Below are 22,565 nucleotides of genomic sequence, written 5' to 3' on the forward strand. Positions count from 1 at the left end.
TTATCAAAGATAAAATTGTGGAGTGCTTAACGCTACAAATGCAGGAATATTTTATTTCCCACAGATCGTACAGGTTTTCACAGATGATATCGTTGATTTTGTTGTTGTATAAAACGTAAAAAATATTCTTCTAAAACATCAGTCAGATTAGAAATTATAGCTTAATGCCATTCCGTTTCCACTGCCTTCCAGCTTAAAATAAGGGTAAAATGCTGTAGAAGTCTCATTTTCGGCATTGAGCGCTTTGTCAAAATTTTTCTTCGAAGATAATGCAAAAGGAATTGCTATGGCTACTAAGCCAGCACCAATACCTACCAGCCCCCAACCTTTGGTCTCTGTTTTATGCTGTTTCCCATACTGGTCAGTAACCGTTTTATCTCCTCCGCTTAATGCTCTTGCCAACCCAAACCCCATACAACCTCCTCCTATACCTCCGAAGATCATAGAAACCGTACTGTTGGTTCTGTACTTTTGAAAGTAGTGCTTCGCTTCTGTATTCTGAAATACCTTTTCATATTCAGTCATACGGTATTCTTGGCCGTCTTTTAGAAGTTTTCCTTTTCTGGTTACACTTACCTGTGAGAATGCTATCTGAGACAGCAAGATAAAGCTCACGACAATAATTTTTTTCATTATGTTTTAATTTTAAAAGGTTTTTTATTTTAGTAGGATGTACTTCGTATTCTATCGAATTCACATTACTATTCGAGAGTTCTGTGTTTTTTATTCTTGCATATCATAAGAAATCTTATCCCATTTCATCTTTGAAATTACTTTTCGATTAACTTAACCCTTCCAGGGTTCTTGCATCATGTATAACATCGGGGTTCAGTTCACCCCACGCTATTCATCTTTAATGCTCTACGGGGTTTATTACGGTAAATGTAAAAAAGGTAGATTCTCATTTGAAGATACTTTTTAAATAATTGTTGAATATGAATTTTATTATTAAAAAAAGTCTACTCGGTATCTTTCTCTGAAATGTTTATGAATAGGCTATCTTCTATGATGGGTTGCAATACAAATTTTGCTCTACCAAAATTGAGTTTTGAAAATCTTCTCAGATATTCTCCTTCCGGATAATTTCCCTTTAATACTTTCTCATAAGGATAATAGTTTTGTTTGTATTTTGAAGCATACTCATAATACGGTGGTGATTGTTTAATTTTCAGTTTATATTTTACTCTTGTAGACTCATAAGGTTTTAGATAATATACAGAATTTCCATCACCTGCCTTTTGAGCATTAATAAAATTAGCATTGCCAATTTCTGTCAAATAAGAATTATGTATACTGTCAAGTTTTTGCTGATAAAATTTTGAAGTATGTCTAGGCTCAATTATTCCATAAATAATGATTGGAGGAAAACCATCTCCATCTGGTATTGAGGTTGGTCTTTTCTTTTTAACATCACTAAAATGAAGTGTATTAGGAGCTAAAAAAATGATATCATAGTTTAATTTATTTTCAAAATCAAGATATACTTCGTTGCTATTTTTTATATACTTTAGTTCAAAAGAATTACTTTGCTCCTGTTTGCAAGAAAAAACAAATATGATACTTATTATAAAAAAAATCTTACTCATTATTTTAATGTACTTTTTAAATAATTATTATAAATAGGAATAATTTTATTCATTAGCTTTTCTAAAGATTTAGAATAAAATGCTTCGGTATTAAATGGTTGCATACTTAATTTAAGATTATCCCAACCTCTAAATTTTATATACTGCTCTTCCCATCTTGAAGTAAAATATTCATGTGCTCTTGCTTTTGTATTAACTGCAGTGATCGTATATTCGTCAAAAAGTCCAGCATTGTTTAAAATAGTATGAAAAATTTCATGACCCATCGTTAAATCTAACTGCTCAAGACTTACAAAAGTTCCTTTAGGTAAATAGATTCGCTGCCAAACTAATTTTCCTTTATTAGTTACCATTTCTGTAACACCCCATACTTGTTCTCCACTGCCATTAACTACCCTACTAATATTACTATTATAAATATAACCTTCATTTCGTAAATGTTGGCTAAGATCACTCGTTTCATCTACAATACGATAGGCTCCTCTTACAAACTGCCCTCTATATCTCGTATTATCTATCTTCTTTACTGTATCAATAGAGAAATCTGCTTTTGTACCTCCTTGTAGTGTATTATCATCACTTACCAGCATTTCATTAATACTGTATTGGTAAGAGTTACTTAATCTGTTTACTACCCAGCTAATGCCATTCACAATTCCTGCTGTGGCAGCACCAAACACCGCCCCTCTATACATCCCCGTAAAGAAATTCTGCCCATTAAACAACGCATCAATCCCCCCTGCAATACCTCCATTCATACTTCCGACGATGACCGCTCCATTAAATCCACTGGCAGACATTCCTCCGAGCAGTCCAGCGGTAGCTCCTCCTGTGATTGCTCCCATGAGCAGGCTTCTTGCAAAACCATTCCAGGACCAGTTTCCACTGATCAGGGATTTTATGATATATAATCCTCCGGCAACTGCTGTACCTAAAATGGCTCCCCAGAGTACAGGAGCAATATAAGCTAAGAAAAATCCGGCGACAAAATATTCACCACTCGGATCATTAAACATCAGCGGATTGTTCATGACATACCCATATTTATTGTAATTCTGGGTATTGGTAGGATCCTGAATGTTTTCATCAGCATTTAAAAACCTTCTTAACAGAGGATCATACAAACGACCATTCATGTGGATGATTCCTACTTCCATGAAATGCTCATGGCCGGTATATCCCCTATCGACAATAAGAGTCTTCGACAGGCTCAGAATGGTCGCTTTATCGGTAACAGCAGCTCCATTTCCAATTTGAAGGTGAGTGAAATTTCCCCATGCGTCAAAATGCCTTTGCTCTACTTTATTTCCTGCTTCATTACTGATGGCCAAAATACTACCGATGTAATCTTTATGTAAAAATTGGTAAGAACCGCTGCTCTCTGCAAAGTCTTTGAAATATACAATATTTGATTTATAAGGTGTCCCTCCGATATAAAGAATATGTTTTTCTTTTCCGGTTGTATTATCTTTTACCACTTCATAGCTTCCGTCTTCACTGTATATTTTGGTGAATGTACCTTCTCCGTCTGTACTAAAATTACCGCCATGGGTAACTCTTTGTCGCATACCCGTCAATCCGTATTGGAACGCAACATCTCCTTTTTCACCATCAATAAATACCGGATCGTTGTTTTCGTTGTACACAATACTCTGGATGAGATCACTATTATAATTCTGTGTTCCGGCTACATTTAAAGTCATTCCGGTTGGCTGGTAGAGCCTGGCAGCGTTTTCATATTTTATGGTTCCCACCTGATCATTTTCCAGAATTCTACCTCTGTGGTCATAGACATTTCGATTCGTAGATGGTTTTATTCCCGTTACAGGATTGGTCCAGTTGATCAATCGGTTATTGTCATCATAGTCAAATGATTCTGTGATATTAAAATCTCCTCCGGTTGTTCTGCTTTTCAGTTCATTCTTTAAACCATCAAATGAGTATGAAATTTGAAGAATACCTGGTTTTACTGCCGATGAATGATTGACATTTGTTAAGAATCCATTAGTATTATAGGTATTATTGATGTTTGCGGCTCCCAGTTTTGCTTTTAAAACCTGTCCCTTTGCATTTGTTTCCTGCAGTTGCCATAGGCTTTTGCCCGTTATTTTGTCTTTCACCTGGTACAGTTCACCATTCCAGGTACTGTATAGATTTTCTACCGTCACCTTGGTTAGCGTACCAGACGAATAGAGTTGCTTTTCGTAAGAAATTACTCTTCCTTTGTCATCATACGTAATACCTTTTCTTATGAAATACTTACCGTTACTGCTTTCAGACGAAGATATTAATCTCCCTTGAAGATCAGATACCACATTTGAACTGTAAGCCTTTCCGTTCGAGGTTCCGCCTTTTGCAGTCACTCTCCCTTTATGATCATAAGAGTATGAAATTTTTTTATGAGTCGCCTGCCCTCCGTCTGAAGTTGAAATTTCCGTATGAGAGGTCAGTTGACCTAATGTATTATAGGTATATTCTTTGATTCCTTTCGGGCTGATAATTTTCTTTGCTTGTCCGAAAGGATCATATTCATATTTGTATAATCCGTTAGAAGGATCATTGAATTCAGATTTTCTGCCCCAGGAATCATACCTGGTTATAATTGTATTTCCGGCATATTCGGCTTTAATTTGTTCTCCGGCTGCATTATATGAGAACATGACTGTTCCGCCTTTATCGGTACTTGAAATCAAATTATTCAGGGCATCCGTGGTTTTCGAGGTTGTTCTTCCATAACCATTAAGCTCTTTCACAGTGGTGATCAACCCGGAAACAGAAGTTTCCATTTGCTTACCATTAAACGAAGTAGCAGTTCCTTTAGCTGGATATACAGAGTCATCATAGGCAATCGTATTCCACTGAGAGGCAATTTGTCCTTCAAAATAAGGTTCAGATTCTTTGAGTTTTCTTCCTAAAGCATCATATTGGATATCCTTAGAAACATACTTCCCTTCACCTAAAGACTTAGTTGATGATTTATATTCCTGACCTAGTTTATTAGTGAATTTCTTTGAAATATCCCCATCCGCATCATATTGAGTAACGATGATGTTGGAATTATTATCTCTTTCGTACTGATAGGTGGTTGTTCCTTCCAGATTGGTTTTGGATCTCAAGAGCTTACCCCATGCATCAAAAGTGTTGGTAAGCATATTTTCCAACGGATCAATCTGCGTTAGGATTTGCCCCCGGCTATTATAAGTATAACTGGTTACCAATCCTAAATTATCCGTATTTTTTTCAACAAACCTACCGGTAGACTCATAGGTAGAGGTATTGGTCTGCGTTTGAGAATCAATGCTGTTGCTGATTACTTTCTGTCTGATATTACCAAAACCATCATAACTGTAAGTTTCCTGTAAATAGGCGGTATTGTCCCTGTTCCATGTTTTTAATGTTTTCAAGAGATTGTTTTCATAAATATATTCTTCTTTTGTAGATTTTGTATCTCCATAGGCTTGATTTACCGTAGTTTTGGATTTTGGACGTCCAATATAGTAGTTAGCACCTGTTCCTGCCGGATTATGAATATATTCAAAAACGGTCTTTATCGTTGAAAAATTATTATTTACACGAAGCTCTGTGGAGGCAGGTAAATAGTAATTATCATAGGTTACTGATTTTGTTAAAGTAATATTTTTTAAAAAATCTTTTTCAATGATCGTACCGATAAGACAGGCTTTGACCAGTCATTTACAGCAGGTGGGGACGAGATGGTAAGTAAACCGGTATCATGAGGTTGGTAGGCAGCAGTTATCCAGACGACATCCGAGCCTGCCTGCTGCCATTTGCTTATTATTAGTAATCTGTAGTCCGTCAGATGTTGTACTGGTATTCAATTGTAAACGACCAAATGTTTCCAGAGAAATACCTACATCAGAATACTGCTTGATACTTACCTTCCCCGCGGAATTAATATTTACTCTTTCACTATTGTTAGATTTCAATATCAAATCCTTAGCATCTGTAGTCCCTAAAAAATGTGTTGATGAATTAATTCCCGAATTTCCATTGATATTCCAGGACTGTGCCCATGAGAAAGCGGCTACGAGTAGAGCAGAGATTGTACTAATTTTTTTCATACTATTTGTTTTTTAATGGTTGAACCTTATTATTTTGATATCCTTTTCGAAGCATAATATCTAGACAAAATTGAATGAAACAGATCATATTTCAAAGGACAATTGGTCTGAAAATAAATTATTTAACAGATAATTCGTCTAAATTTTGTCACAATCAAATCTTTTTAAATAAATTAGTAAAAAAACACACCATAGATTATGAAAAATCATCAAAGCCTTTTTTTTGATTTGCTGCTACATAAGTCAGGAGGGAAAAAAAATCTCGTTAGCACCATGACTGACCAGCTGGCATTATCCGGGGATTCTTCGTACCGGAGAATAAGTGGAAAAATCCATATCACGCTTAATGAAGGAATCTCATTGGCGACCCATTATGGAATTTCTTTGGATAGCCTTACACACACCTATCCTGATAACAAGATCATCCATAAAGTTCAGGACATCTATACTACAGAAGATCTGGAAGACTATTTTGATTCTACTATTGAAAATCTGAAAAAATTAAAAGAAGACCCCAATGCTGAATTCATCTATGCCGCAAAAGATATCCCTCTCTTCTATTTGATGAAATTTGAGACTATAAGAAAATTCAAAATCTATACCTGGATGAATCTTATGGATACAGACTACTTTTTGCAAAAAATAAGTTTTGAGAAATTTGCAATTCCTGAAAAAATCAAACAAAAAGCCAGATCACTTTTCAGGTCTTATCGTGATATAAATGCTACAGAAATATGGAGTACGGCAACCCTGCATACCCTTTTGGGACAAATCGCCTACTTTCTTCAACTGGAAATGCTGAACACGGAAAGTGTTTTAAAGATTTGTGATGAAATCATCCTCATGCTGGATTTTATCCATGAAAAAACAACAAAAAAAATTAAAAACACTTCGAATTTTAAGCTTCAACTTTATCAAAATGATCTATTGATCATGAATAATATGGTATTTATCAAATTTTTAGATCATAAAATGCTGTTTGTACCTTATACAATTTTAAGTTACTATTATACCATTGACGAAAGTATATGTCATCCCTTTGAAAAAAGCATGAATTTACAGATCAAAAATTCGGAACTGCTTTCCGGTAATCAAAAAGCCAAAAAGGTATTCTTCAATGCCATGTATAAAAGTGTGGAGGCTCTCAGGAAACTGACTAAAAAATTAGATTAAAAAATGAAAAAGGGAAGACTTCCCTCTTCCCTCCTCTCAAACTGACTTCCCGATCAAATATGCAGCCGCTGTCATCATTTTTTTTATATAGGACAAATTACCCGCTCTCCTACAGAAAGGTGATTGACTTAATTCAATAAAGGGCAAAAATTTTTATAGGGTCCGTATTTCCTTAAAGCAAAGAAAGCAAGATCAGAAAGTCATATTCTTTATTATTCTGCTGATAACTTCAGGGGTAAGTCCTAAGTAGGAAGCAATCATATATTGAGGAACTCCCAAAACGGCATTACGCTGCTTTCACTGACTTCAATTAAAAAAAGAAAAACTCGCGAAATATCGCGAGTTCTTATCTTGTTATTGACTGATATTTTAATTCCCAACAATCGTCTTAGCCGTCACAAACTCTTTTAAAGCCAATAAAGAAAGCTCTGTTCCATAACCTGATGCCTTGCTTCCCCCGAAAGGAAAACGCGGATCTGAACTCGTCATTCTATTGATATTTACCGTTCCGGATTCAAGATTTTCGATAAAGAATTGCTGACGGTCTTTATTTGCCGTCCAAACAGAATTTGAAAGCCCAAAAGGAATATCATTCGCCATTGTCAATGCTTCCTCATCACTGTTAGCGATCATCACCATTCCCAGTGGTCCGAAAAGTTCTTCCTGCAAAATAGGATTTCCATCCTGCACGCGAATTAATCCCGGTTTAAATTCATTATCAGAAACTCTTTCCAACGGAATAATAATTTCTGCACCATTTTCTAATGCTTTGTTGAATTGTTTTTCCAGATCATCTGCCAGATCAGCTCTAGCCATCCCGGCAATTTTCGTTTCCTTGTTAAAAGGATCGCCAATCTCATATTTTTTAAATTCCTCTATCAATTTCGGTAAAAACTCACCTTCAACCTTACGGTCGATGATAAATCTTTTGGCCGCCGTACAGGTTTGACCACAATTTTGAAGTCTGGATTTAGCACCCGCCTTTGCCGCTTCATCTAAATTAGCATCATCAAAAATAATAAAGGCGTCACTTCCGCCTAACTCAAGCAATGATTTCTTGATATTCAAACCAGCTATCGAAGCTACTTCTCCACCGGCTTTTCCGCTTCCGGTAAGACTTACACCTTTTACCGCATCATGCTCAAGAATTTCTTTTACCGCCTGATGTCCTACTTCAAGATTCTGGAAAATACCTTCAGGAAAACCAGCCTCCAATAAAACCTTTTCAATAGCATTTCCGCTTCCGAAACAGATAGAAGCATGCTTTAAAACAATAGTATTTCCGGCTAAAATGGCAGGAACAGCAAATCTCAGGACTTGCCAGAATGGGAAATTCCAAGGCATTACCCCCAGAATGACACCTTTGGGAACATAATGAACTTCAGAATAAGTAAACTCGGAGTCAATTTTTTCTGGTTTTAAAATATTCTCAGCATCCGCATAATAATTCATCATTAAAGCACATTTCTCCACCTCAGCAATCGATTCTGAAATGGGTTTGTTCATTTCCTGAGTAATGATCGTCCCATATTTTTCAGCATTTGATTTTAAAATTCCTGCTGCTTTAGCAATACGTTTTTGACGTTCTTCGAATGGTACTTTTCTCCATTCTGAAAATGCCTTATCTGCCTTGATAAGTTTATTTTCAATTGATTGTTCCATAATGTAATTTCTGTTTTAAATTCAATTGAATGAATTTATTTAATGCCTTTGTTTAAAAAGCATCGTCAAAGCAACAAATTTTGTTCCTTAGGGTTAAATAAAATAGTGATTTTCTCTATCGGAAAAATACCGTTTTGTCATTTAAATCATTAGCCACTCATTCATAAGACAGGCCGCCAGTCTTGCCGTTCTGTCCTGGATGTCATAGCGGGGATTTACTTCTGCAACATCGAGCGCCAGAAGTTTTTCACTTTTTAAAATATGTCTGTAAAAATGCATAAATGTTGCATCTGCAAAGATACCATTATATGCCGAAGCAGAAACTCCGGGCGCAATGGAAGCATTAAAAACATCCATACAAATCGTTAAATAGGTATAATCAACATTTTCCAACAACTCATCAATTCGCTGATAGATCGACAAAAGGTTCTCAAAAAATAGTTCGTCTGAGAGAATATACTTCATTCCGTAATGATGAGCAGTATCAAATAATTTCAGGGTATTTGAATTTCTCTGAATACCGATATGAAGTGAATGAATTTCACCCTCCTGGGCAATCTGCCAAAAACCGGTTCCTGAACTTGCTCCTACTCCATTTTCGGGTTGCCTGTTATCGAAGTGGGCATCAATATTTATAATTCCTATTTTCTGCTCCGGAAAAGCTGTTTTCATCCCCAGATAATGAGCATAGGTTACCTCATGCCCGCCACCCAATACCATAGATTTTCCGCCTTTTAATAAAACTTTTGAAACATTTTTGGCAAGCTGATTCTGGGTATTCTCCAGATGCCCATCCTCACAGGTAACATTTCCGAAATCCAGCAAAGAAAAATTAGGACGGATCACCGGAAAATTAGCCATATTTTTGCGAATCAGATCGGGAGCATCTTTCGCTCCCTGCCGACCTTGGTTTCTCCTCACGCCCTCATCAACGGCAAACCCGTGTAAAACGAAGTCTCCCGTTGAAATAAAATCGTAATTACTTTCCTCTTTTACTCTCTGAAATATTCTGTGGAGAAGAAGTTCTTCTCCGTCTAATCTTCCCTGCCAAATCATGAATTTCAATTTTAATTTACAGTATAACGTTCAAAACTCTGCCAGTATTTATCTTTATAAATATCTAATGAAATCTTATATGAGGAATTATCCTGTATCACCCGATGCAAAACTTTAGAGGGCTGTCTAAAATCTTTGCTTACAAAATAACTTTCCCGAATGTTATCTGCACTTTCTCTGCCGATATAAAGATGCCCATCTTCTCTTTTCAGTTCTGCTACGATACGGTCTTCAATCTCACTCAGCTTTTTATAATCTTCTATTTCCGGAAGTCCGCTATTATCATCTCCCTCATAATGAATTTTCAAAACCGAAACCCAAGGATAAGAAGCCTTTGAATCGTATTTTAATAATGAAGTATTAATAGCTGCTATAAGAGGCAGCCCATTCATAAGTTCAGCCTCCAGAATCGAAAACTCTTCATCACCTGAAGATATTTTTTCATTTTTATATTTTTCCGTAAATTCCCTTTCCCTCCATTTAAGGAAATCTTTTAGTTTTGTAATGGGAATAAGATCTTTTTTGGCATTCTCTTTTCCTATGATATTAAAGGTATCAATCTGTGTTGCAAAGTTGAGCTCACCTAAAAAATGATCCAAAAATATACATATTCCTGTGGTTACGGGATCTTTAATTTCTTCTTTAAAATTTTCATACACCAGGGTAATATCAATCTCATCTGGGTACTCTTCAAAATCATTAGAATAAAAAAAGATCGTATCTCCGGTAAATTTCAGACCTTCCAACTCTATATTTACATTCTCAATTCCCAGTTCGGGTTTTAAAGCAGTAAATTTCCAGCCTTTTATCTGTGGTGCTTCTTTAATAATTTCCTCAGCAAAAATAATATTTTTCACTTCACCTTCAACAGTTATAATAAGCTCTGCTGTAAGATCATCGGCCATCCCCGCGAGGAAATAGTAACCGGTATTAATCTGATGAAGCTTAGGAGCAATACAATCGAAAAAATTCTCTTCAATCTCTGTTCCTGACCGGATAACATCATGAAATTTTCTTTCGTTGGCTAAAAACCAGTCCCAAAAATCCTGATAGGTCTTAATATGCTTTTCTTCACTCCCCATGTTCTTGTATTTTATTTCCACCAATATAAACATTCTCTGCCTTCAGACTTCCCTGATTATAAAGAATATTTTGAAAATTAGGTGTTTTAAAGGTAACAAAATCTGCATTTTGTCCCTGTACCAATCTTCCCCTATCTTCTAAACTAAGAGCAAAAGCAGCACGGAAGGTCATTGCTGCCAGCACTTCTGCAGTCGTTAACTTTTCAAATGTGGCTAAAATGGAAGCCTGAGTAATAAGATTTCCCATAGGCGCAGACCCAGGATTCCAGTCGCTTGCAATAGCTACAATGGCGCCCGCGTCCAATAATTTTCTGGCCGGAGTGAATTTCTCCCCCAATCCTAAACTTGCACCGGGCAATGCTGTAGCCACGGTATCTGATGCGGCTAAAAAATCAATATCCTCATCTATCGTGGCTTCCAAGTGGTCAGCGGATCTGGCGCCTACTTCCACAGCAATTCTTGAGCTTCCCGGTGTAAACTGATCTGCATGAACGGTAATTTCAAACCCCAGTTCTTTAGCTTTAACTAAAAAGTCTTTACTCTCCACAGGTTGAAATGCTGATTTTTCAATAAAGATATCCACACGTTTCGCGAGATTTTCTTCTTTTACTTTCGGTAAAATATCGGTTAAAATATAATTCAGATATTCTTCATTGCTTCCATCAAAATCTCTCGGCTTTAAATGGGCAGAAAGGCAGGTCGGAACCAAAGTCGCTTTTGTCTGCTCCTGAGCTCTCTTGATAATCCGAAGCATTTTCAGTTCATTCTCGGCATCTAGACCATAACCACTCTTAACTTCAATTGTCGCAATTCCCAGAGACATTAAAAAATCAATTCTTTCTACTAGAGTTTTCAATAATTCTTCACCCGAAGCTTCCCTGGTATGCTGGACAGAACTCCAGATTCCGCCTCCGCTTTCAGCAATTTCAAGATACGTTTTTCCCGCATTACGCATCGCAAAATCATTCGCCCGGTTTCCGCCAAAGCAAATATGGGTATGAGAATCAACGAAAGCCGGAAGAGCGATTTGCTCACCTTCAATCGCGTCAATCTCTACATGCTGATTTTCAGATTTTAATATTTCAAAATTTCCGATTTGCTGAATTTTATCCTGATTGATTAAAATTCCGCCATCAACAATCACTTCGAGTTGTTCATCAGAAAGTTTTCCTCTTAACGGAAGATTGGCAAGGGTTACGACTTGTTTGAAAGGTCCTATCAGTTTCATTTATTTAGTTTAAAGCTAAAGTTCAGATAAAAATAATGTTATAATTTCACTTCGCCTAGATTCCTACGGAACGACAAAAAGAACGTATAGTTTGTCATTCCGTAGGAATCTCTACATCGTTATAGGCTGAACAATTTTTATCTTTAAAATTTTCTCTCTCAAAAATACTTAAAATATCTGTTGTTCTCAAATCTTAATTTTTCCTCCATTTCTCCTTCTAAACCTTAGCCTAAAATTCCTATCTTTACAGTAAATGAAATTGAATTAATGCCTGATTTTTTACATCCAGACAAAGACAATTATTCTTCTGAGGAGCTCGCTCAGGAAGAACAGATCCGGCCCCAGAGCTTTAAAGATTTTGCGGGACAGAGAAAAACCCTGGAAAATCTTGAGGTTTTTGTGACTGCTGCCAAAAGACGTGGTGGTGCGTTAGACCATGTTCTCCTGCATGGGCCTCCCGGTCTGGGAAAAACCACTTTGGCCAATATTATAGCCAATGAGCTTGGTGTCAACTGCAAAATAACATCCGGTCCTGTATTGGATAAGCCCGGAAGTTTAGCCGGGTTACTGACCAATCTTGAAGAAAACGATGTTCTTTTTATTGATGAAATCCACCGACTTTCACCTGTTGTGGAAGAATATCTGTATTCTGCAATGGAAGATTATAAAATCGATATTATGCTGGAAACGGGTCCGAATGCAAGAAGTGTTCAGATTGGTTTAAATCCTTTTACTTTGGTGGGAGCAACCACCAGAAGTGGAATGCTGACCAAACCAATGCTGGCAAGATTCGGGATACAAAGCAGACTGGAATATTATACCATTGAATTGTTGTCGATGATTATCATCCGAAGTTCAAGAGTTTTGGGTGTGAAAATATATGAGGATGCAGCGATTGAAATTGCCAGAAGAAGTCGTGGAACGCCGAGAATTGCCAATGCTCTTTTAAGAAGGGTTCGCGATTTTGCTGAAATTAAAGGCAACGGAGAAATTGAAATTGAGATCACAAAATATGCCCTAAATTCATTGAATGTAGATGAATTTGGTCTGGACGAAATGGATAACAAAATTATGCGGGTGATGATTGAAAACTTTAAAGGTAAACCGGTAGGAATTTCTGCTTTGGCAACCTCAATTGCTGAAAATCCTGAAACACTGGAGGAAGTTTATGAGCCGTTTTTGATTCAGGAAGGATTTATTATCCGGACGCCAAGAGGTCGTGAAGTGACTGAAAAGGCCTATAAACATTTGAATATTGCGATTCCGAGAAATCCGGGAGAATTATTTTAGAGTCTAAGGTTTAAGGTTTTTACCGCACAAGTCACAAAAGATTTTAACACTTTAGAAACTTAAGTTAAAATAAAACTGAATAGAAGGACACTTTAGTTTTTGAAAATCTTTGATTTTCTTCTAATGTGAACTTTTAAAACGAATGTTGTAAGGTGTTTGTCGTTAAAATTAAAATGTAAAAAAATTAATGTTTATTCCTAAATTATATAAAAGTGAAGATTATCATCTGATGAAAGAAATCATCCGAGAGAATTCCTTTGCTTTATTAATCTCTTCTGTAGATAAAATTCGGGCAACCCATGCGATGATGATGTTGAATGAAGATGACAAAGAAAATCTTTATATTGAAACTCATATTTCCAGAGCCAATCCACAGGCGAAAACCCTGAAAAACGGAGATGAGGTGCTCTGTGATTTTTTAGGAGCACATACCTATATTTCGAGCAGTTGGTATGATCATATCAATGTTTCGACATGGAATTATGAAGCGGTACAGATTTACGGAAAGATTGAATTAATGAACACTGATGAACTGTACCGGCATTTGGACAGATTGACATCGAAATATGAAAGCTCTCAGCAATGCCCGGTGATGGTAAAAAATATGGGCAAAGAGTTTGTGGAAAAGGAAATGAAAGGTGCTTTTGGAATGAAAATAACCCCTACTGAGATTTTTATTAAACAGAAACTCTCTCAAAACAGGAAAGAACATGATTTTCAAAATATAATTTCAAACCTAGAAAAAGGGAATGAAAATGGAAAACGAGTGGCAGAAAAGATGAAACAATTGAAAAAATAATGCTGCATTCTACCATAAAAAAGACAAAAGATCTTAGTTTTGAAAAATAAGCTATTCAAAAGATTCTGAAAGCGAATTTTATGTAGCCTGATGTAGGGGTTACGCATTTTAAGATTAAAAAAAGTATAAATAATACATTATAAAAAACTTAATATTATATGAAATTATATCCAATACAATGTGGAAAATTTAAACTGGATGGCGGTGCCATGTTTGGAGTCGTCCCAAAGAGTTTGTGGGAAAAGACTAATCCTGCAGACGAAAAAAATCTGATAGAACTGGGAACCCGCTCCCTCCTTGTGGAAGACGGCAAAAAATTAATCTTAATTGATTGCGGTCTCGGAAACAAACAGGATGATAAATTCTTTGGGCACTATTCGCTTTGGGGAGATGATAACTTAGATAAAAACCTCAGTAAATATGGTTTTGTCAAGGAAGATATCACCGATGTTTTTCTGACTCACCTTCACTTTGACCATTGTGGTGGCGCGATTGAATGGAATGATGATAAAACGGGCTACAGACCCGCCTTTAAAAATGCTCATTTCTGGACCAATGAAAACCATTGGCAGTGGGCGACAGAACCAAATGCACGAGAAAAAGCAAGTTTCCTGAAGGAAAATATTATCCCGATTCAGGAAAGCGGGCAACTGAACTTCTTACCCCTTCCGACCACTGGAAATTACGGTTTTGCCCCGGATCTGAAAATGGATGTTATTTTTGTGGACGGGCATACGGAAAAGCAAATGCTTCCTGTGCTGCAATATCAGGAAAAGACCATAGTTTTTGCGGCAGATTTAATACCAACCGTTGGGCACATTAATCAGGTTTATGTTATGGGATATGACACACGCCCCCTTTTAACCCTTGAAGAAAAAGGGAAATTTCTTAAACAATGTGTGGATAACGAATACCTGCTCTTCTTTGAACATGATGCCCACCACGAACTGGCAAGTCTGAAAATGACTGAAAAAGGAGTGAGACTGGATGAAACATTTAGCTTTAATGATGTTTTCGGATATTAATTTTTAAGTATGGAAGAATTACATTCAGAAACTCAGAAAGCAGACCCTGATCCGTTATCTTCGCCCAAAATCATTGGGTTGACAGGCGGAATCGGTTCTGGAAAAACAACGGTTGCCCAATTCATTGAAGAGTTCGGATTCCCGGTATATTATTCGGATGACAGAGCCAAGGATATTGTGAACGACAATGATGATTTAAAGCTAAAAATCAAGAAACTTTTAGGTGATGAGGCTTATGATGAAAGTGGACTTTACAACAGAAAATTTGTTGCTTCAAAGGTGTTTAACAATAAAGAATTACTTCAAAGTTTAAATGAAATTATTCATCCTGCTGTTCGGATCGATTTTGAAGAATGGGTAAAGAGACAAACGAAGTACCTCGTTTTCAAAGAGACGGCTCTTCTGTTTGAGCTCAAGCTCAACAGGCAGTGCTACCGCTCTATTTTAGTGACGGCTGAAGATAATATCAGGGCAAAAAGAGTGATGGACAGAGACGGCAAAACCTACCGTGAAGTAGAAGCCGTTATGGAAAAGCAGATGCCCGAGAAAGAAAAGGTAAGGCTGGCTAGCTGCATCATCTATAACAATACCAATCTGGATGATTTAAAGGAACAAACTGAAAAGATCATCTTCGATATCGAATAAAAACAAAACTCGTTAGAAATTACTCTAACGAGTTTTTTTTATGTGATACCCGTGACGTGAAACTAAGGGGAAATTGTGGAGTTTACATATTTTTCATGGTCACGAATTGCACCAACAATAATACCTCTTATTTTTATAGATCGCTCCATTATAAAACATGTTATACTATTTTTCTTTTTGAATTTACCTAAAAAAAACGAAGAGTTAAATATCAGTAGCGTCGGGTGGAACCCGATGTATAAGGAATGATGTTATAACCCTAATCGGGCTATAAATAATCGAAAGAAAATGGCAAAGATAAAACGGTATTAAAAATCAACAACGGTAACGATTCTTATTGATATAAAAAAAAATCAGCCCTCATCGCTGAGGACTGATTAAGTAATTAATATAAATAACGTTTATTGTTTAATAAACTTCTTCTGTGCCGTACCTTGAGTATCCTCAATATCGATCACATAGACTCCATTTATTAGCTTGCTTACATCGATATTGTTATTCAGAATTATACCACTTGAAACAAGTTGTCCTGCAGCATTGTAAAGCTTATAATTTGCTCTTTTGCTGATATTCTTAATATGCAATATCGTACTTACCGGGTTAGGGTAGATCATAATATCCGTCTGGTTAACCGGATTACCCACCGGATTTTTAGAAATTCTAACTGTATAATCCTCAACTTCACCAGCCGCAAAACTCGTACAGTTTACTGGGATTGCTCCTTTTTGCAAGGCCACTCTCATGACCACATATTTGTAGTCTGTAAGGCTTACAAAGGCATCAGCCGGTACACTGAACGTTCCGTTAATCGGCGTTGTCTGATTAGGAGCTACCGCAAGAACTCTTTCATTGATATCAAATGTTCCGCTTCTGTCGAAGTCAATCCAGACCGCAATACCAGAGTCACTGTTTGTTCCCGAAAGCGTTTTAGCAATTGAGATTTCGTTTCCTGTGGAACCCTGAATCAACTCAATAAACTTCTTAGGATCACCCGTAAAATCTGAATAGTTGGAAGCATTGGAATCATTAATCATCTCTGGTTTCCCATTTGGTTTTACGGTTACATTAGAAATATAATTCGCTGCTCCACTTGCAGACTGCATTTGGCAATAAACAACAGTAGGCGTTGTGAAATAGTAAGGAGGGGTGTATGTTCCCGGAGTTCCGTTACACACGTTAACCACCTGTAATTCATATTTCGTTAACTCTATTAAGTTAGTTAAAGTAACGGTATTGGTGGTAGAAGGAACATTTGTCCAACTCGGAATACCTACTTTTCTATATCTCAGGATATAGGTTGCTCCCGGGAAAGGATCCCAAACGACCACTGCAGTTGTAGGAGTGATATTGGTAATTGTTAATCCCGGAGGCGGTAACTCACACGTTCTTTCTGTAGTAAACACTTTAGGATTAGACCAAGGGTTTAATGTTGTTTCCCCGTTACACATATTCGCAATCTGTACCTCATACGTTGTATAAGGATCTAAATTAGGAAGCGTGTACGTATTAGCAGGAGGGTTAGGTAAATTGATATTTGGCTCCCAAGTTGCAGCTCCTACTTTTCTATATCTCATGACATAGGTTGCGCTTCCTACCAATGGAGTCCACGTTACCAATGCAGAGTTTGTCGTGATGTTACTGATGCTAACGTTCGGAGGTGTAGGATCACATCTTGTCGAGAAGGTCTTAATAGCAGTAAAGACTCCCGGTGTACCATTACAAACTGCCGCTACCTGTACTTCGTAAGTTGTAGCAGGGTTAAGACCAGTTAATGGTAAAGGCATATTTCCAAGAACAGTGGATGCTGTTATTGAAGTCCAGGTTGCAGTACCTAAAGGTCTGTACTGTACTAAGAAGGTAATATTATTAGTAGCTGCTGTCCAGCTTACCGTTGCTGAATTATGAGTAACTGCAGAAATTTCAACATTGGTAGGTACCGTAGTCGCACAAGGTCTCAATTTCACTGCATAGTCTTCCACTTCTCCGTTGGCCGGGTTCTGACACATTACTGGCGCACTGGTTCGTCTTAAAACGACTCTCATTGTCGTGGTTAATGGTCCAGGGTATGCTCCGGCAGGAACATCAAATGCACCATTTACAGTAGCTGTTGTACTTGCCGCAGAATTCAGAATACGTTCTGAAGTATCAAAAACACCATTTCTGTCAAAATCAATCCAGACAGCAACAGCATCACTCTGTGTAGCTCCTGTCCACCCTTTGGTTACTGAAATCTGATTATTGGAAGATCCAATTTCCAGATTAACAAGAGCAGAAGGTGTAGATGCGTAATTAATATAATTCGTTTGAACCGACGTATTCGTCATCGTAGGAAGCCCTTGGCTTACCGGAGTAACTGTCACATTCGCGATATGATCATTCGTTCCGGTGCCGGTCATGTTACAATACGTGATCGGGGTCGTGGTAAATGTTGTAGAAGGCGAATAATTTCCTGTAGTTGTACCACATTTTGCAGCTACCTGTACTTCATACTGGGTCTGCTCGGTAAGTCCGGTAATGGTATAATTATTTCCTGGAGCAGGAACAGGATTTATGGTATTGATCCAAGCTACATCTCCTACCTTTCTGTATCTTAAAATATAGGTAGCTCCGGTTGTAGGTAACCAGGAAACATTAGCTGAAGTCGCTCCGATGTTTGAAACCACAAGCGGAGACGGAGCTGTCGTTGAACATGGCTGAAGATCCACAAATTTAATGGCATAATCTTCCACTTCTCCATTGCTGCTTGAAAGATCAGAACAAGCATCCGTAGGAGTATAGTAATACACCACCACACGCATTTTCACTTTGTTTGTCCCTGTATACGCATTGGCAGGTACTGCAAATGTTGCCGTCAACGGAGTCGTCTGAGAATATCCTGAATTGATTATTCGCTCGCCTCCAGCTGTTCCTACAGCAACATTACTGAATACTCCATCTCCGTTAAAATCTATCCAGACATTCGTGGAATAAGTAGCAGAACCATTAAATGTTCTACCGACAGACAGTACATTTCCTGTAGTTCCACGTACCATCGTAATCAGCTTCGAATTGTCATTTGAATAATCCGTATAAGTACTAGGCCCGGAGTTATTCGTCATAGGCATAGAACTCGTAGGCGTCATAGTAACATTACTGATATATCCATCGGAAACAGATCCTGTACCTGACGGGCAATAAGTGAATGCAGTTGTGGTAAAGTTCACAGAACCGGACCAAGGTCCCTGAGTTCCGCCACATATGGTTGCCACCTGTACTTCATACTGAGTCTGAGCATTTAAACTTCCGATCGTATAAGGGTTGGTAGCCGGGTTCACCGTAGTCCACGTTGTTGCAGATACCGCTTTATATCGTAAGGCATAGGTTGCCCCTGTATAGTTTAACCATGATACCTGCGCGGTAGCACCGGTAACATTGGTTACAACAATTGGAGTAGGTGCAGCTGCAGAACATGCCTGTAGCGTTACAATTTTCACTGCATAGTCTTCAATTTCACCATTGGTTACGTTAGAACAAGGGTTTGTAATGGTAGACGTTGAGAAAATAACTCTCATTTTAAGGGTAAGAGGACCATTGTATGATCCTGCAGGTACAGGGAACGTAGCAGTAATAGGAGTTGTTGTGTTCGCTGTCGTACTGATTACTCTTTCATTGGTTTCAAAAATACCATTTCTGTTAAAGTCAATCCATGCTCCTACGGCTAAACTTGTAGATGAACCTGACCATGATTTGCTTACTGAAATAGAATTCCCCGTAGAGTTGGCTACTAATGTAATCAGTTTATCCGCATCCGCAGAATAGTCAGTATATCCGTTGGCTGCAGAATTATTACTCATCACATAAGACCCTGTAGGGAAAACGGTTACATTAGAAATATATCCGTTGGTACTTGTTCCTGTGACCGTACAGTAAACAACGGCCGGTGTTGAGAATTGCGCCGGGTTTGTAAATGTTCCCGTAGTTCCTGAGCACACATACGCTACCCGTACTTCATATTGAGTAGACTCTGTTAATCCCGGAATTGTATACGCATTTGTCGTTAATGGGATCGTTTGCCACGTAGGATCTCCTACTTTTCTGTATTCTAAAATATAAGAAGCTCCTATCGCAGGATCCCACATTACATACGCTGAGGTCGCAGTAATATTTGAAATTGTAAGGTTAAGCGGTGCATTAGAGGTACATGCAATAGGTTCTATCAATTTTACGGCATAGTCTTCTACTTCTCCATCTCCAAAACTAGAACACATAACCGGAGCATCATAATATCTCATTGCCACTCTCATTCTGGTTGTTGCAGTTCCGTTATAGGCTCCTGCAGGAACATCAAATGTAGCAGTAACCGGCGTCGTCGCACTAGCCGGAGAGGTCATCACCTGTTCATTCGCTTCAAATACTCCATTTCTGTTAAAATCAATCCATACGCCTACAGCCTCACTGTAGCTAAAGCCACCAGGAAAGAATTTAGAAACTGAAACGGTATTCCCTGTAGAGCCAATGATTAAATTTACTAAAGCACTAGGCGTAGATGAGTAATCCGTATAGGTAGATCCCGCAGAGTCATTACTCATTACCGCAGCTCCCACCGGAGTCACTGTAACATTCGAAATATATTCTGACCCAAAGTTGCTCGACTGCATCTGGCAGTAATTTAACCCCAGGGTTGTGAAGTTTACTGATGAAGACCATGCTCCCTGAGTACCGGAACAAACTGTCGCCACCTGTACTTCATATTGCGTACTGTCTGTTAAAGGCGAAAGAATGATTGTGTTGACAGGAACAGGAACTTCGATCCAAGCCGCAGAACCTATCACACGATATCTTACCACGTAAGTAGCGTTTGCATAAGCCGTCCAGTTAACTGTAGCCTGGGTCTGAGTAATCCCCGAAACCACGATATTGGAAGGAGCAGCACCTGTACAGTTTGCAAGAGTAGAAACGGTTGCGGTACTTACTGCATAAAACACGTTTCCTACCGCACTCACTCTGATTTTAACAGTAGCACCTACTGTTAAAGCTCCGAATGTTAATGCTTCACTGCCATCATTTGGCGTACTGGCTGTTAAAGTAGTCCAGTTAGCACCATTATCTAAGGTATAATCAATTTTTACATTGGCAACATTATAAGGGGCAGCAGTAGTATTTACCACATCCCACGCTACGTTTGTTGGTCCATTATTATATACCGTTGTTGTATTTACTTTAAATGGGCCATCACTTCCTACCACAATGGTCTGATCAGCAGACTGAGTCTGTTGCTGTTCAGGCACCGGGTTGTTATCTCTCACGGTCACTGTGAACTTAGTCGTTCTCGCTACAGTAGAAACCGCTTCCCATAAATTGTTTGAGTTATTAAGGACACCAGCTAATACTGATGATAATCTTGGGAAATATCTCGTAGGACTTGTAGAAGGTGGCATCGATCTGAACGTTGCCCCCGTTGTCGTGTTTCCAAGGTTATTCTTATTAACAGTAACACTTGCATTATCAGCCTGCTCCCAGGTATAGGTCATTGGATCATTTTCAGCATCCGTTGCTGAAGCTGTTAAAACAAACGCAGTACCCTTCGGAATATTATAAGTAGGCAAGGCCGCTATGACAGGCGGATTATTATTAATCGTCGTTTCAACATCACATGTTTTGCTGATTAAGTTTGTCTGAACCTGCTTAATGCTTGCAATATGAAAATAGGGATCAGAGTGAGGCTGAACATCTGTGTTCGCACCTGTAATCCCAGCATATCCCATAATTGTAGATCCTGAACCCGGTTCCTGATTTACTCCTGTTCCCTCAAGAGCATGAGAGAAAGTATGGTTGGCACCCAGCTGATGCCCCATTTCGTGGGCAACATAATCAATATCAAAATTGTCCCCTTGCGGAATACCATCCGCCGGAGAAGTATAGCCGGAACCTTTTTGAGTCGCAGTATTACTAGCCGGATTGATACATACACAGCCAATACATCCTGCATTTCCTCCGCCACCTGACGCTCCGAATAAATGTCCTATATCATAATTGGCATTTCCAACATTGGCTGTCAGAGTCTGCTGTAGCTGCAAGTTCCAGTTATTCATCTGGGCTGCCGGCGAATAAGGGTCGGTAGCAGCATCTGTATAGATAACTCCCGGATAATCCTGCAGATTTAAGTGTAAAGCAAAATCTTTTTCAAATACACCGTTCACTCGGGTAAGCGTAGCATTAATAGCAGCTAAAGCACCAGCAACCGTACCGCCGAAATACTGAGTATATTCTCCGGTAACAGACATTGCCAGCCTCATCGTTCTGTACTTTTTATCAGAAGTTTTTGCAAAATCAGTCGGATTTTTTGCAAATGATTTACCACTGTCATAAAGTTTGCTAATCTGCTCTTTAGATAATGTGCTTTCGTTCATAGAACACAGGAAGCCTTCATTGCTTTTATCGGTTTTCGGATGCACACCGTAAACCGTTTTGTTTTTGTCAGCAGGTTCTATAAATTCGTATTTCCCGTTTTTGATAATCATAGACTGAAAATCATTCGGTGCAACACTGAATCTCAGATATTTGCCGGGATCATCAATCCCCACACCTATATAAGATCCCAATTGATATTCATCTGCCAGAGACTTTACTACAACAGGAAAGCTGTAGACGGCAAATTTTTCGATTTTCCCTTCCAAAGTTGGCAAAGAGACGGTAACAGGTTTTGCATCTTTTCCCGTTTCTTGTGCTTTTGCCAATTGAGACTTGAGTAAGGAAATGTCTAGAGAGTAATAGTTCTTGATCTCAGAACTCCCTCTAATTCTCTCTCCGCTGTACGATTTGGGACTCCACTGGGCGTGGGTGATCGCAAATAATAAGAGGAAAAAGAAAGAAGTAAAGGTTTTCTTCATAATTTTCTCAATATTATATTAACAACACAAATCTAATGATTTTTTAATATCATTTTAACAATTAGATT

14 protein-coding genes are annotated in these 22,565 nt (G+C 38.1%); 5 read left to right on the forward strand and 9 right to left on the reverse strand.

What is annotated here, in order from left to right; genetic code table 11:
• Positions 1–147 precede the first annotated feature (147 nt).
• From VUJ46_RS12400 to VUJ46_RS12415, 4 genes are all read right to left on the reverse strand, one after another.
• Positions 148–633 (reverse strand): hypothetical protein, encoded by a 486-nt coding sequence (locus tag VUJ46_RS12400; protein WP_326981077.1) that lies wholly within the window; start codon positions 631–633, stop codon positions 148–150.
• 326 nt (positions 634–959) lie between these two features.
• Complete coding sequence (locus tag VUJ46_RS12405; RefSeq protein ID WP_326981078.1) at positions 960–1,586, reverse strand: hypothetical protein; 627 nt, start codon at positions 1,584–1,586, stop codon at positions 960–962.
• Complete coding sequence (locus VUJ46_RS12410) at positions 1,586–4,990, reverse strand: RHS repeat domain-containing protein (protein ID WP_326981079.1); 3,405 nt, start codon at positions 4,988–4,990, stop codon at positions 1,586–1,588. The genes VUJ46_RS12405 and VUJ46_RS12410 overlap by 1 nt, the downstream gene beginning before the upstream one ends.
• A 327-nt stretch (positions 4,991–5,317) precedes the next feature.
• A complete protein-coding gene (locus VUJ46_RS12415) occupies positions 5,318–5,668 on the reverse strand; it encodes a hypothetical protein (RefSeq protein ID WP_326981080.1) in 351 nt (116 codons plus the stop codon).
• 198 nt (positions 5,669–5,866) lie between these two features.
• On the opposite strand from VUJ46_RS12415, the gene VUJ46_RS12420 reads away from it, so the two are divergent.
• The gene (locus VUJ46_RS12420) at positions 5,867–6,841 is read left to right on the forward strand and encodes a hypothetical protein (RefSeq protein WP_326981081.1); all 975 of its coding nucleotides are present in this window, start codon (positions 5,867–5,869) and stop codon (positions 6,839–6,841) included.
• A gap of 369 nt (positions 6,842–7,210) precedes the next feature.
• Here the strand turns inward: VUJ46_RS12420 and VUJ46_RS12425 are convergent, their stop codons facing one another.
• The 4 genes from VUJ46_RS12425 to hutI all read right to left on the reverse strand — a co-directional run bounded on the left by VUJ46_RS12425 (position 7,211) and on the right by hutI (position 11,869).
• Positions 7,211–8,503: an aldehyde dehydrogenase family protein gene (locus VUJ46_RS12425; RefSeq protein ID WP_326981082.1), complete on the reverse strand. Its 1,293-nt coding sequence runs from the start codon at positions 8,501–8,503 to the stop codon at positions 7,211–7,213.
• Positions 8,504–8,644: 141 nt separating this feature from the next.
• Positions 8,645–9,559 carry a formimidoylglutamase gene (gene hutG, locus VUJ46_RS12430; RefSeq protein ID WP_326981084.1) on the reverse strand — a complete coding sequence of 305 codons (915 nt, stop codon included), beginning with the start codon at positions 9,557–9,559 and terminating at the stop codon, positions 8,645–8,647.
• A gap of 11 nt (positions 9,560–9,570) precedes the next feature.
• The gene (locus tag VUJ46_RS12435; protein WP_326981085.1) at positions 9,571–10,641 is read right to left on the reverse strand and encodes a DUF695 domain-containing protein; all 1,071 of its coding nucleotides are present in this window, start codon (positions 10,639–10,641) and stop codon (positions 9,571–9,573) included.
• On the reverse strand, positions 10,631–11,869 hold the full coding sequence (gene hutI, locus VUJ46_RS12440) for an imidazolonepropionase (protein WP_326981086.1): 1,239 nt from the start codon (positions 11,867–11,869) through the stop codon (positions 10,631–10,633). Before hutI ends, VUJ46_RS12435 begins: the two co-directional genes overlap by 11 nt.
• Before the next feature lie 267 nt (positions 11,870–12,136).
• Here hutI and ruvB point away from each other — a divergent pair, with 267 nt between their 5' ends.
• The 4 genes from ruvB (at position 12,137) to coaE (ending at position 15,628) form a co-directional block, all read left to right on the forward strand.
• Positions 12,137–13,159, forward strand: coding sequence for a Holliday junction branch migration DNA helicase RuvB (gene ruvB, locus VUJ46_RS12445; protein WP_326981087.1), 1,023 nt, complete (start codon positions 12,137–12,139; stop codon positions 13,157–13,159).
• Between the two features lie 187 nt (positions 13,160–13,346).
• A complete protein-coding gene (locus VUJ46_RS12450) occupies positions 13,347–13,958 on the forward strand; it encodes an FMN-binding negative transcriptional regulator (RefSeq protein WP_326981088.1) in 612 nt (203 codons plus the stop codon).
• 158 nt (positions 13,959–14,116) lie between these two features.
• Positions 14,117–14,983, forward strand: a complete 867-nt coding sequence (locus VUJ46_RS12455; RefSeq protein WP_326981089.1) for an MBL fold metallo-hydrolase — start codon at positions 14,117–14,119, stop codon at positions 14,981–14,983.
• A gap of 9 nt (positions 14,984–14,992) precedes the next feature.
• Positions 14,993–15,628: a dephospho-CoA kinase gene (coaE, locus tag VUJ46_RS12460; protein ID WP_326981090.1), complete on the forward strand. Its 636-nt coding sequence runs from the start codon at positions 14,993–14,995 to the stop codon at positions 15,626–15,628.
• Between the two features lie 401 nt (positions 15,629–16,029).
• Here the strand turns inward: coaE and VUJ46_RS12465 are convergent, their stop codons facing one another.
• Positions 16,030–22,497, reverse strand: coding sequence for a GEVED domain-containing protein (locus tag VUJ46_RS12465; RefSeq protein WP_326981091.1), 6,468 nt, complete (start codon positions 22,495–22,497; stop codon positions 16,030–16,032).
• Between the last annotated feature and the right edge of the window lie 68 nt (positions 22,498–22,565).

It is taken from the genome of Chryseobacterium sp. MYb264, from assembly GCF_035974275.1.
Lineage (GTDB): Bacteria > Bacteroidota > Bacteroidia > Flavobacteriales > Weeksellaceae > Chryseobacterium.